The sequence below is a fragment of the Paraburkholderia sp. CNPSo 3076 genome, from assembly GCF_026343935.1.
GTDB classification, from domain to species: Bacteria; Pseudomonadota; Gammaproteobacteria; order Burkholderiales; family Burkholderiaceae; genus Paraburkholderia; species Paraburkholderia nodosa.
In genome coordinates this window covers 88,809-100,487 of sequence record NZ_JAPMAL010000023.1, presented here as the reverse complement: position 1 = coordinate 100,487, position 11,679 = coordinate 88,809, and the positions used below count along the sequence as shown (strand labels likewise).

The following is an 11,679-nucleotide window of genomic DNA, read 5'->3' as shown; positions in this document are numbered from 1 at the left end:
TTGTTTTTTGTACATCCTCACGCCGCAATTCAAACCGCAAAGCCCACCGGGATGACGTAGACGACGCTCTGCCCGGAAGGCAAACCGAGCGCCTGGGCTGCCTGCGGCCCGTCGACCGCGCCCACGGGCACGGCGACGAGCCCGAGCGCGACGGCCTGCAGCAGCATGTTCTGGGCGGCGTGTCCGGCCTCGAGGTCGCTATATACACTGGCTCTCGCGCCATACCGCTGCTTGAGCCGGCTGGGATCGGCAGCCACCGCGAGCAAGGCCGGCGCCGCCCCGACAGATGCCTGGTTTAGCGCAAGCGCTTTCAGCTTGGGGCGCATATCGGGTGTCGCTCGCGTTTCGGCCCGGTGGCCGTGAGGCAGGTAGTGCATCACCTCCGCGGGGGTCACCGCGTAGAGTTCAAGCGCATACAGGGCGCCGGCCGAAGGTGCCGCGCGCTTGCCGTCCGCGCTGGTGACGCCCTGGCCGGCCCACAGCAGCTGGCCGATGGTCTCGACAGGCAGCGGGTCGGACCGGAACGTGCGTACGGACCTGCGGCGCTGGATGGCATCCTCGAGGGAGACCGTGCCGGAGATTTTGGGCTTGGGCAGTGTGATCTCGTTGGTGTACTTCGCCGGGCTCTCCTGCGCCTGGCCGGTGGAAACTTGGGTCATTGCGCCCGCGGCTAGCACGGCCAGCAGTTCACGGCGTTTCATCCGGCGCCTCCATGAGTGAACGAGCAGGCCTGCGTGGCCTTCGCGATTCTCACTATTTCACGTTTTCGAGCGACACTCGGGCCATGGCGCAATTTGATCAACAGTCACGTGCTGGCCTACTCGCAGAAGTTATAGACCGTAAATTCGAGATTGCGAGGCCCGATTTAACGTCGCGATTTTCAACAGCGAAAAAGCGCCTTTGGAGGCGCTATTTTTTGTCTGGAAGACAGCGGGAATTCGCGTCCTGCACTATCCACAGCCCCCAGCGGATAACTCCCGGAAAACCCCTGGAAATCACTGTGCATGAATCGGGGATAACTTCGACTGCGCGCAAAGTGTGGAAAAGTTGCCAGCAGCTGCCTGGCGTTGTCCCGTTAACGCCCGCACGGTTATGTTTTTTCCACAGCCTTGTTTACTCAATGGTTTTCCGGGGTTATCCACAGAATACCCAGGGGCTTGTTAACTATTACTACGTTTACGTATACATACGTTATTAAAACCTTAGAACCCTCGCATCGGAAACGAAGATGCCGCTGGAAAACGTCCCGGCGGCATCGTTCAAACCGTGCGAATCGCGCGCCTCACGCGAGCGGGATATAAAGCTCCGTCTTCAGGTCATCCGGCGTCGCCTCATCGGGCGTATTCAGATATACCTCGAACGATGGCGCCGAAAAGTCCGGCGTGCGTCCGAGCTTCTGCAATCCTTCGTTGTAAAACCACATCCACGCCTGGCCGAGCCCTTGATACGGCCCCTTGTGCAGCATCATCGCGTGCTCGCCGCCGCGCAGCTGGAACTTCTCGACTGGCGCCATGACCTCCACATCGGTTTCCTGCCCCAGATGCAGCGCCGCCTTTGAGCGCAGCTTCGATTCTTCGACCGTATTGGGATCGTCGTAATAGATGCCGACCATCTTCGAGCCCGACGTGCGCACGTTGCGCTCGCCGAGCCATTGCGCGAGCGTGTAGAACGCGTCGCCGATCTTCATGTACGGACCCACGTGGCTGACGGCGAGCAGGTCCATCGGCTCGAGGGTGAGGAGTTTCACGTCGTGGTTTTGCATGATGGCGTCTCCCGGTGCGATGGCCGCGCGAATGCGCAGCGCCTGCGAACCAAGATAGCACCACGCTCCGTGCGACGCCCCTGGCGTGCCGGGCGCCTGAGCCTCACAAGCTCACGCGCGTCACCGGATGCGCCTCGAGCCACGCGTTCTCTTCGTCGTCGTAGAGCCGCGAGCGCGTAAGAAAGCGCAGGCCCGTGGGTCGTTCGAGCGAAAACATGCCGCCGTTGCCTGGCACGGCGTCGATGATGAGCTGGGTGTGCTGCCAGTACTCAAACTGCGCCTCCGTCATATAGAAGGACATCCCGCCGATTTCTCCCAACTGCACGTCGGCATTGCCGACCATGAACTCGCCGACGGGAAAGCACATGGGCGCGCTGCCGTCGCAGCAGCCGCCCGACTGGTGAAAGAGCAGGGACCCGTGCTCGCGCGCCAACTGCTCGATCAGCGCGAGCGCGGCCGGCGTGGCGGTAACGCGTTCGACCATGTTGCGACGCTCCTCTCAAGGTGCAACGAAGGGGCGTCGCGCGCGGCTGCGGCCGCTCGACCGCAAAACACCGTGCGCGACGCACAGGGCACACAGCGCGATCAGAAGAACCCGAGCGGCTGCTCGCTATAGCTCACGAGCAGGTTCTTCGTTTGCTGGTAGTGGTCGAGCATCATCTTGTGGTTCTCGCGCCCGATGCCCGACTGCTTGTAGCCGCCAAACGCCGCGTGCGCCGGGTAAGCGTGGTAGCAGTTGGTCCACACGCGCCCCGCCTGGATCGCGCGGCCGAAGCGGTAGGCACGCGTGCCGTCGCGCGTCCACACGCCTGCACCGAGGCCGTAGAGCGTGTCGTTGGCGATTTCCAGTGCTTCCTCCTCCGTCTTGAAGGTCGTGACGGACACCACGGGTCCGAAAATTTCTTCCTGGAAGATGCGCATCTTGTTGTGGCCGCGGAAGACAGTGGGCTTCACGTAATAGCCCTCGCCGAGTTCGCCCGTGAGGCTGTTGCGCTCGCCGCCAATCAGGCATTGCGCGCCTTCCTGCTTGCCGAGGTCGATATACGAGAGGATCTTCTCGAGCTGCTCCTGCGAGGCCTGCGCGCCGATCATCGTTTTCGTGTCGAGCGGGTGGCCCTGCTGGATCGCCGCTACGCGCTTGAGCGCACGCTCCATGAAGCGGTCATAGATCTTCTCGTCGATGAGCACACGCGACGGGCACGTGCACACTTCGCCCTGGTTGAGCGCGAACATCGCGAAGCCTTCGAGCGCCTTGTCGAAAAAGCTGTCGTCGTGGTCGAGCACGTCGGCGAAGAAGATGTTCGGGCTCTTGCCGCCCAGTTCCAGCGTTACGGGAATGATGTTCTGGCTCGCGTACTGCATGATGAGGCGGCCCGTGGTGGTTTCGCCCGTGAAGGCGATCTTCGCGATGCGCTTGTTCGAGGCGAGCGGCTTGCCCGCTTCGAGGCCGAAGCCGTTCACCACGTTGAGCACGCCGGGCGGCAGCAGGTCCTGGATCAGTTCGGCGAGCACGAGGAACGACGCGGGCGTCTGCTCGGCGGGCTTGAGCACCACGCAGTTGCCGGCCGCGAGCGCCGGCGCGAGCTTCCACGCGGCCATGAGAATCGGGAAGTTCCACGGAATGATCTGGCCGACCACGCCGAGCGGCTCATGGAAGTGATACGCGACCGTATCGTGATCGATCTCGGAGATGCCGCCTTCCTGCGCGCGCACGCAGCCCGCGAAATAGCGGAAGTGGTCGGCGGCGAGCGGGATGTCGGCGGCGAGCGTTTCGCGCAGCGGCTTGCCGTTGTCGATGGTCTCGGCCACGGCGAGCGTGTGGAGGTTCTGCTCGATGCGATCGGCAATGCGGTTGAGGATATTGGCGCGCCCGGTGGGCGAGGTCTTGCCCCAGGCGGCCTTGGCTTTGTGTGCGGCGTCGAGTGCGAGTTCGATGTCGGCTTCGCGCGAGCGCGGGATGGACGTGAACGCGTGGCCGGTGATGGGCGAAATATCGTCGAAATACTCGCCGCCGAGCGGCGCGACCCACTCGCCGCCGATGAAGTTGCCATACTGTTTCTTGTACGGGAATTCGGTGGTCAGGAATTGCATGTCCGCGTGATTCATCTGCGTGCTCCTCTGTGTTCTCGATCTCGATATGGATGGACGCGGCGAGGCCGCGCTACCGCGGCACGCTAACGCGAGAACCATGCCTGCGCGGCGGCGCCGCGGCGTTGTGCCGTGCGGTAGCGGCACGGCACACGCGCGTCATGCAAATGCGCGGTGCGCGGACCACGCGAGCCATCGCGCGATTGCGTCAGGCCGGAACAAAAGGGCGGCCAACTGCTCAAGAAGTGAACAGCCTGGCAGCGTAATCGCGGCGGGAGTCGGAGATTTGCGGCGCGCGGGCCGCACTTGCGGTAGGCTTTGCACCGGTAACAGTCAGGAGAGTCTGCATGTCGAGTACATTCGTTTGCCGCAACCAGTCGTGTGGCACCCCGTGGGAACAAAGCGAGGTCGTGATCAAGAACGAAGGGCAGGGGCCCTTGTTCCGGTGTCCGCTGTGCGGCGCCCGTAACTACCTGGAGCAGTTCGAGGACGACGACGGCAAAGTCGTCTATGAACAGGTGGACGGCAAGCCGTTCCTCTGAGCGCTGGCGGCTAGAGGATCTGGGTCGCGAGCGTGACGCCGAAGAAGAAGCCGCCAATCACGCCAAGCGTGCGGCCGACCAGTAGCTGGTTCAGATCCTCGTCCAGCATCGTCGGGTCGGTTAACCTGACTATGATCAACAGCTAGTCAGCCAGACCCGATAGGAAGAGCCCGAAAAGCGAGGCAGCTCGTTCGGAATGAAATAATCTGGATTCCGAAATTTCTCGCCGCCTATGGCGGTGATGGACCTGGCAAGCATGGAAGGTGAATGACTGGCCTGCCGGTGAACGATGAAGCGCGAGAGTGGGGCAGCGAGGCGCCGGTTTCGGCGGCGTCGATTCCAATTTAGTCGGACTATTTGTTACCTATCCATACGGGTAGGCTGGCGAGCGCCCCGGAGCGTCCTACAGTACTTCATACGATAAGAAACCACGGCAGGACCAACGGGGATAGCCATGACATTCGTCGAACAGGAAATCGCGCACATCGCGCGCGTGATGCCGCCGTCGCTGGCTGGCGATTTCGAAATGCCGGTGATGGGTGTCGCGTACTGGCGCAAGCGCCTGCATGCGCTTCTGAAGCAAAACCATCTGACACACGTTCAGCTTTCGACCGTCGACACGCTGCTGCGCCAGCTCGACGGCTTCGAGGCGCTTGGCCGCTGGCTGCCGCGTCCGAAGCAGGCGTCGCGTCACGTGAGGCGCGCGAAGTAATTCAGGCCTGTGGTCGGGGAGAAATGCAAAAAGCCCGATCGCAAGGATCGGGCTTTTTGGCTGAATTCGCTGGTGGGGCGTGAGTGACTCGAACACTCGACCTACGGATTAAGAGTCCGCTGCTCTACCAACTGAGCTAACGCCCCCAACAGAAGAAAGATTATGCAGGACTTTTAGGGACTTGGCAAGCCCTCTCTGTAAATTATCCAAAAATAGTTTGTCGATGCGGCGCAGGCTCCGTCTGCGCCGGCGTTTGCGCCATTACCACGGGGGCCGTGCTGTCCCGGTATGATGTCGCCACTCCTGGCATCAAGCCAGGTTTCAAGCCAGTCGCTGTGCACCGCCTGTTTGCCGAAGCCGAAGCTGGCCGAGGTCGGTGGCAATCGGCTGGAATCGTCGCACGGCAATCCACAAAGGCAAACGATGGACGACAACGCAATCGACGCGCTGCTGGAGCGCGTGCTGGCCCCGTGGGTGCGCGCGCTCGGGATGAAGCCCGTCGAGGTCTCGGAAGACAGCGCCACCCTGCGCCTGCCGTTTTCCGGCGAGCTGCGCCATTCGGGCGGCGTGATCTGCGGCCAGGTGTTCATGGCGGCGGCGGATACGGCCATGATCGTCGCGATCACGGCCGCGCTCGGCGGCTTCAAGCCCATGACGACCGTCGCGCTGAACACGAATTTCATGCGCGCGGTGCGCAAAGGCGACGTGCTCGTGACGGCGCGCGTGCTGCGCATGGGCCGTAATCTGGTGTTCGGTGAAATAGAACTCTACGACGAAGACGGCCGGATGGCGGTTCACGCGACCTCGACCTACGCGCTGCTCGATTAAGCTTGGTGCTTCCGATCGGTTTCGGTCGCTTCGAAGGACGCAGAAGGCATGTTCGATCAGGTGGTTTTCGCCGGCGGCGGCAATCGCTGCTGGTGGCAGGCGGGGTTCTGGGACATCGTCCAGCCCGAACTGCGCATTCGCCCGCGCGTCATTACGGGTATTTCGGCGGGCGCCGCTACCGCGTGCATGCTCTACACGCGCGACGCCGACTGGGTCATGCGCTACTACGAGGATGCGCTGCGCCACAACAAGCGCAACGCCTACTGGGGCAATCTGCTGCGCGGCGAGTCGGTGTTTCCGCATTACCGCATCTATCGCCAGGCGCTGCTCGACATCTACGGCGAGCCGTTCACGCAGCTCCAGGACGCGCCTGAGATCCGCATCGGCGTGTCGCATGTGCCGCGTTGGCTCGGCGCGCGCAGCGCCGTGGCGGCGGGTCTCATTGCGTACAACATCGAAAAACACATCCGCAAGACGCTGCACCCCACGCTCGGCCGCAAGCTCGGGTTTCATCCGGAGTTCGTGACGGCGCAGGAATGCGCGAGCGTGGAGGATCTGGCCGATCTCATCCTGCAGTCGTCATGCACGCCGCCGTTCACGCCGGTGCTGCGGCGCGACGGCCGCCCGGTGCTCGATGGCGGCATGGTCGACAACGTGCCGGTCGGCGCGCTCGACGACACGCCCGGCCGTGTGCTGGTGATGGTGACGCGGCTCTATCCGCGTCCACAGATGTTCGTCGTGCGGCATCAGGCGGCGCAGGGCGTGCAGCAACGCCTTTACGTGCAGCCGTCGGCCAGGGTGCCGATCTCGAGCTGGGACTATACGAGCCCACAGCAGATGCAGCATGCCTACAACCTCGGCCGCGTGGACGGCGAGCGTTTCCTCGCGCGTTTGCCCGAGGTCATGGAAGCGGCCGCGAACGCCTGAGCGCACGCGGCCGGATCAAAAGCTACCGGAAAGTCGCACGAAGGGCGCCGCGCGCCGCCCCGTGCAGCCGCGCTTACTTGCGGCGGCCGCCCTGCAGCGCTTCGGGGTTCGCGACGCTCACGTGATCGCCCGCGTCGAACGCGAGGATATTGCGGAACGCCCCGCCGAAGTACAGCTCGTAGCTCTCGCGCTCCACATAGCCGATGTGCGGCGTGCAGATCACGTTTTCCATGCGCAGCAGGCTGTAGCCCTGCAGGATCGGCTCGCTCTCGAACACATCGATCGCGACCATGCCCGGCCGGTTGTGCGAGAGCGCGCCGAGCAGCGCGTTTTCTTCCATCAGCTCCGCGCGGCTCGTGTTGACGAGCAGCGACGTAGGCTTCATGCGCAGCAGATCTTCCTGCTTGACGATCCCGCGAGTGTCATCGTGCAGGCGTAGATGTAGCGACAGCACGTCGCTCTCTTCGAACAGCGCCTCGCGGCTTGCGGCGGCTTCGTAGCCGTCGGCGCGCGCCGCTTCGAGCGAATGCTCGCGGCCCCACACCAGCACGCGCATGCCGAAGGCCTTGCCGTAGCCGGCCACGAGCCGGCCGATCTTGCCGTAGCCCCAGATGCCGAGCGTCTGGCCGCGCATCACCTGGCCGAGGCCAAAGTTGGGCGGCATCGCCGAAGTCTTGAGGCCCGACTGCTGCCACGCGCCCTGCTTGAGGTTGGCGACGTACTGCGGAATGCGGCGCTGCGCGGCCATGATGAGCGCCCACGTGAGTTCGGCGGGCGCGACGGGCGAACCGGTGCCTTCGAGTACGGCGATGCCGCGCTCGGTGCAGGCCTCCATGTCGATGTGCGGACCGGCCTTGCCCGTCTGGCTGATCATGCGCAGATGCGGGAGCTTGTCGAGCAGTTGCGAGGTGATGCGGGTGCGTTCGCGAATCAGGACAAGCGCGTCGACTTCGGCGAGGCGGCTGGCGAGCTGGCCGAGGCCGCGCACCGTGTTGTTGAAAACCTTGACCTCGTGGTCGGCGAGCAGTTGAAAGCAGTCGAGCTTGCGGACGGCGTCCTGGTAGTCGTCAAGGATGGCAATTTTCATGGCAGCGGGTTGTTTTGCGTGTTATGCATCGCGCCTTTCGTAGCGCGACTTCGGTGTACATCTGGTGGTTATCCCACTATGCAGCGCCGGGAAGGCTGGTATGAATATAGGGAGCCTTCACGTCGCTCGCCGCGTGCAGCAGCAGGCATTGCAATTGCGCAAGCCCGAGGCTACGCACGCAGGTTTTTTGACGCGGTAATCAGCCGCGAATTTGCAACTTTTAACAGCTTGTCGGGCTCCGATGCAAGCCGCTTTACAGACGGTTTCGAACCCCAGGCTAAAGGACCTTGACGACCTGCCCAACTGCGCGAACCGATTCGCATGTTGATCTGCCATCGACATTCGGTTCGCATGAGTTGCGCCTCTCGCGTGCAGCGTCTAAGAGGGCCGATTCCTTTTTTACAGCTCTAAAAATGGAGACAGCTCGATGAACCATCCCGACTACCAAGCCCAGGCCGCCGCACAGGTGCCCGCCTGGGTCCGGCACCGGAAATTGATCGACTGGGTGCAGAAAATCGCAGCGCATACGCAGCCGGATCGCATCGTGTGGTGCGACGGCTCCCAGGAAGAATACGACCGCCTGTGTGCGCAGATGGTCGAGGCCGGCACGATGCGCCGCCTCAATCCGCAGAAGCGCCCGAATTCGTATCTCGCGTGCTCCGACCCTTCGGACGTCGCGCGCGTGGAAGACCGCACCTTTATCTGCTCGCCCACCAAAGAGGACGTCGGCCCCACCAACAACTGGGTCGCGCCTGCCGAAATGCGCGCGACGCTCGACGGCCTGTTCGCAGGCTCGATGCGCGGCCGCACGATGTACGTCGTGCCGTTCTCGATGGGCCCGCTCGGCTCGCCCATCGCGCATATCGGCGTGGAGCTTTCCGATAGCCCCTACGTGGCCGTGAACATGCGCATCATGACGCGCATGGGCCGCGCCGTGTACGACGTGCTCGGCGAAGACGGCCCGTTCGTGCCGTGCGTGCACAGCGTGGGCGCGCCGCTCGCCGCAGGCGAACAGGACGTGCCGTGGCCGTGCAACAAGACGAAGTACATCGTCCACTTTCCGGAAACGCGCGAGATCTGGAGCTACGGCTCCGGTTACGGCGGCAATGCGCTGCTCGGCAAGAAGTGCTTCGCGCTGCGCATCGCTTCGACCATGGGCCGCGACGAAGGCTGGCTCGCCGAGCACATGCTGATTCTCGGCGTGCGTTCGCCGGAAGGCCGCAAGTACCATGTCGCGGCGGCGTTCCCGTCGGCGTGCGGCAAGACCAACTTCGCCATGCTGATTCCGCCGCCCGCCATGAATGGCTGGGAAATCACCACGATCGGCGACGATATTGCCTGGATCAAGCCCGGCCCTGATGGCCGTCTCTACGCGATCAACCCGGAGGCCGGCTACTTCGGCGTGGCGCCGGGCACCGGTGAGAAGACCAATTTCAACGCCATGGCGACGCTCAAGGAGAACGTGATCTTCACGAACGTCGCGCTCACCGACGACGGCGACGTGTGGTGGGAAGGCATGACGGAAGAGCCGCCCGCGCACGCGATCGACTGGCTGGGCAACGACTGGACGCCCGCCATCGGCAAGGAAACCGGCCGCAAGGCCGCGCATCCGAACGCGCGCTTCACGGCGCCCGCGTCGCAGTGCCCGTCGATCGATCCCGAGTGGGAGAACCCCAAGGGTGTGGCCATCGATGCGTTCATCTTCGGCGGCCGCCGTTCGACCACGGTGCCGCTCGTGACCGAGGCGCGCGACTGGACCGAGGGCGTCTACATGGCCGCGACCATGGGCTCGGAGACCACGGCCGCGGCCGCGGGGCAGCAGGGCGTGGTGCGCCGCGATCCGTTCGCGATGCTGCCGTTCTGCGGCTACAACATGGCCAACTACTTCGGCCATTGGCTCGACGTGGGCGAACGCCTCGCCAGCGCCGGCGCAACGGTGCCGCGCATCTTCTGCGTGAACTGGTTCCGCAAGGGGCCGGACGGCAAGTTCGTGTGGCCGGGCTTCGGCGAGAACATGCGCGTGCTCGAGTGGATGGTGCGCCGTATCGAGGGCAAGGCCGCGGGCGACGAGCACGCTTTCGGCGTGTCGCCGCGCTACGGCGATCTCGAGTGGAGCGGCCTGAACTTTACGCAGGAGCAGTTCGAGCAGGTGATTTCGGTGGACGCCGACGCCTGGCGCGCCGAACTCGCGCTGCACGCCGAACTGTTCGACAAGCTTGCTCATGGCTTGCCGCAAGTGCTGAAGGACGCTCGCAAGGCGCTGGAAACGCGTCTGTAAGCATGTGATGTGAGCACTCGCTGACTGAATGGCCGCCTTCGGGCGGCCATTTTTATTTCCGGGGTCGAATGCATTGGTGCAGTGCAGAGGCCCGTCTGTTCGGCGCCCGAGCGGTTATTTCGCTGCAACGCGCAAAATTGTTTCGTTCGAGGTAACAATCGGACCGCTGTTAATGCATTTTGGGGTGCAGTCGAAGAATTCGTAAAGAAAATAAGGGCTTCGGAGGCAACTTCTGCAGGATTTCTGCTGTCGTAGGAGAATTCGCGGTTTCCTCCGCTGATTAACAGCGGGGTAGTAACAGGCAGGAGTTGTCTCATGGATCATTTGCAGTCGATGCGAGTATTCGTCAAAGTGGCCGACCTCGGCAGTTTCGCCCGGGCTGCTTCTGCGATGGATATCTCCAACGCGGTTGCGACGCGGCATGTTGCCGACCTCGAAGGTCGACTCGGCACGCGTCTGCTCAATCGCACGACCCGCAGTCTCTCCCTGACCGAATCGGGTCAGGTCTATCTCGAGCGCGCCCGCCAGATTCTCGATGAGCTCGAGGATGTCGAACAGATGGTTGTCGCGCGCAATCACGAACCCGTCGGCACGCTGCGTATCGTCGCGCCGGTCGTGTTCGGGCTCCACAATCTCGCTCCGGTGCTGCAGACGTACACGCAGCGCTATCCGCAGGTCATTCCCGACGTCACGCTGGTGGACCGTCAGGTCGATCTCGTCGAAGAGGGCTTCGATCTGGGCGTCGTAACCGCGCGCCAGATGCGCAGCGCCAGTATCGTCACGCGCCGCCTCACCACGGGTTGCATGACCGTGTGCGCCACGCCCGCGTACCTCGAAAAGCACGGCACGCCCACGCGCCCCGAGCACCTCATGGAGCACCCGAGCCTCTCGCTGCCCTCCGAGTACTGGGGTGACGAGCGCGTGTTCACCGGTCCGGACGGCGAAATCCGCGTGCGCCCGACCAACGTGATCGTGGCGAACAACACCGAGATGCTGCGCCAGTTCGCGCTGCTCGGCATGGGCATCGCGATCCTGCCGAGCTATCTGATCGGCCGCGACATGACGCGCGGGCGCCTCGTGCGGCTGCTTGGCGACTATCGCCTGCCGCAGGTGGAGATCAACGTCGCGTATCCGAGCCGCCGTCACCTGCCGGCCAAGGTGCGCACGTTTATCGACCACCTCGTCGAGCACTTCAGCCAGACGCCGAACAGCCAGCTCGGCGAGCAGTGGGTGAAGGACGGCCTCGCGCGCCCCGCTGTCGCGGCTCGCAATGGCGTTGCGAGCGACGACTACGATGGCGTGCAGCCCGCGCCGGGCGGGAGCCTGCACGACGGCGAGCACAACGGCATGGACGGCGAGCGTGCACCGAAGGCCGCGCGCGCTTCGGCGGCGCGTACCCGGACTTCGGCGATTTCGCCGCTATAAGCCCGTTATCCGCGTTCATCGGCCGATAAA

At 63.6% G+C, this 11,679-nt stretch carries 11 protein-coding genes and 1 tRNA gene; 6 read left to right on the top strand and 6 right to left on the bottom strand.

Translation table 11 applies throughout. The features are described from left to right. Positions 1-29: 29 nt before the first annotated feature. From M3A49_RS25990 to adh, 4 genes are all read right to left on the bottom strand, one after another. On the bottom strand, positions 30-701 hold the full coding sequence (locus tag M3A49_RS25990; protein ID WP_254358447.1) for a SagB/ThcOx family dehydrogenase: 672 nt from the start codon (positions 699-701) through the stop codon (positions 30-32). A 581-nt stretch (positions 702-1,282) separates the two neighbouring features. Then, on the bottom strand, positions 1,283-1,762 hold the full coding sequence (locus M3A49_RS25985; RefSeq protein WP_254358039.1) for an AraC family transcriptional regulator: 480 nt from the start codon (positions 1,760-1,762) through the stop codon (positions 1,283-1,285). Between the two features lie 103 nt (positions 1,763-1,865). Beyond that, a complete protein-coding gene (locus tag M3A49_RS25980) occupies positions 1,866-2,246 on the bottom strand; it encodes a DUF779 domain-containing protein (RefSeq protein ID WP_254358040.1) in 381 nt (126 codons plus the stop codon). A gap of 101 nt (positions 2,247-2,347) precedes the next feature. Next, on the bottom strand, positions 2,348-3,868 hold the full coding sequence (gene adh / locus M3A49_RS25975) for an aldehyde dehydrogenase (RefSeq protein WP_266231605.1): 1,521 nt from the start codon (positions 3,866-3,868) through the stop codon (positions 2,348-2,350). Between the two features lie 329 nt (positions 3,869-4,197). On the opposite strand from adh, the gene M3A49_RS25970 reads away from it, so the two are divergent. Together M3A49_RS25970 and M3A49_RS25965 are read left to right on the top strand one after the other, a co-directional pair. Continuing rightward, positions 4,198-4,392, top strand: coding sequence for a hypothetical protein (locus M3A49_RS25970; RefSeq protein ID WP_028203235.1), 195 nt, complete (start codon positions 4,198-4,200; stop codon positions 4,390-4,392). A 454-nt stretch (positions 4,393-4,846) separates the two neighbouring features. After that, entirely contained in the window at positions 4,847-5,104 is a 258-nt protein-coding gene (locus M3A49_RS25965) for a hypothetical protein (RefSeq protein ID WP_254336824.1), read from the top strand. Between the two features lie 70 nt (positions 5,105-5,174). Here the strand turns inward: M3A49_RS25965 and M3A49_RS25960 are convergent. Continuing rightward, positions 5,175-5,250: transfer RNA gene (locus M3A49_RS25960), tRNA-Lys, on the bottom strand. 277 nt (positions 5,251-5,527) lie between these two features. Here M3A49_RS25960 and M3A49_RS25955 point away from each other — a divergent pair. Next, positions 5,528-5,932, top strand: a complete 405-nt coding sequence (locus tag M3A49_RS25955; protein ID WP_028203232.1) for a PaaI family thioesterase — start codon at positions 5,528-5,530, stop codon at positions 5,930-5,932. 48 nt (positions 5,933-5,980) lie between these two features. After that, positions 5,981-6,859, top strand: coding sequence for a patatin-like phospholipase family protein (locus M3A49_RS25950; RefSeq protein ID WP_028203231.1), 879 nt, complete (start codon positions 5,981-5,983; stop codon positions 6,857-6,859). A 73-nt stretch (positions 6,860-6,932) separates the two neighbouring features. Here M3A49_RS25950 and M3A49_RS25945 read toward each other — a convergent pair whose 3' ends face one another. Beyond that, positions 6,933-7,946: a D-2-hydroxyacid dehydrogenase family protein gene (locus M3A49_RS25945; RefSeq protein WP_028203230.1), complete on the bottom strand. Its 1,014-nt coding sequence runs from the start codon at positions 7,944-7,946 to the stop codon at positions 6,933-6,935. 427 nt (positions 7,947-8,373) lie between these two features. On the opposite strand from M3A49_RS25945, the gene M3A49_RS25940 reads away from it, so the two are divergent. Further along, entirely contained in the window at positions 8,374-10,224 is a 1,851-nt protein-coding gene (locus tag M3A49_RS25940; RefSeq protein ID WP_266231604.1) for a phosphoenolpyruvate carboxykinase (GTP), read from the top strand. 315 nt (positions 10,225-10,539) lie between these two features. Further along, positions 10,540-11,649 (top strand): LysR family transcriptional regulator, encoded by a 1,110-nt coding sequence (locus M3A49_RS25935; RefSeq protein WP_028203228.1) that lies wholly within the window; start codon positions 10,540-10,542, stop codon positions 11,647-11,649. Positions 11,650-11,679: the final 30 nt, after the last annotated feature.

Coding starts and splice junctions, on each gene's coding strand:
- M3A49_RS25990 (WP_254358447.1), bottom strand. CDS start 701: ATGAAACGCCGTGAACTGCTGGCCGTGCTAGCCGCGGGCGCAATGACC.
- M3A49_RS25985 (WP_254358039.1), bottom strand. CDS start 1,762: ATGCAAAACCACGACGTGAAACTCCTCACCCTCGAGCCGATGGACCTG.
- M3A49_RS25980 (WP_254358040.1), bottom strand. CDS start 2,246: ATGGTCGAACGCGTTACCGCCACGCCGGCCGCGCTCGCGCTGATCGAG.
- adh (WP_266231605.1), bottom strand. CDS start 3,868: ATGAATCACGCGGACATGCAATTCCTGACCACCGAATTCCCGTACAAG.
- M3A49_RS25970 (WP_028203235.1), top strand. CDS start 4,198: ATGTCGAGTACATTCGTTTGCCGCAACCAGTCGTGTGGCACCCCGTGG.
- M3A49_RS25965 (WP_254336824.1), top strand. CDS start 4,847: ATGACATTCGTCGAACAGGAAATCGCGCACATCGCGCGCGTGATGCCG.
- M3A49_RS25955 (WP_028203232.1), top strand. CDS start 5,528: ATGGACGACAACGCAATCGACGCGCTGCTGGAGCGCGTGCTGGCCCCG.
- M3A49_RS25950 (WP_028203231.1), top strand. CDS start 5,981: ATGTTCGATCAGGTGGTTTTCGCCGGCGGCGGCAATCGCTGCTGGTGG.
- M3A49_RS25945 (WP_028203230.1), bottom strand. CDS start 7,946: ATGAAAATTGCCATCCTTGACGACTACCAGGACGCCGTCCGCAAGCTC.
- M3A49_RS25940 (WP_266231604.1), top strand. CDS start 8,374: ATGAACCATCCCGACTACCAAGCCCAGGCCGCCGCACAGGTGCCCGCC.
- M3A49_RS25935 (WP_028203228.1), top strand. CDS start 10,540: ATGGATCATTTGCAGTCGATGCGAGTATTCGTCAAAGTGGCCGACCTC.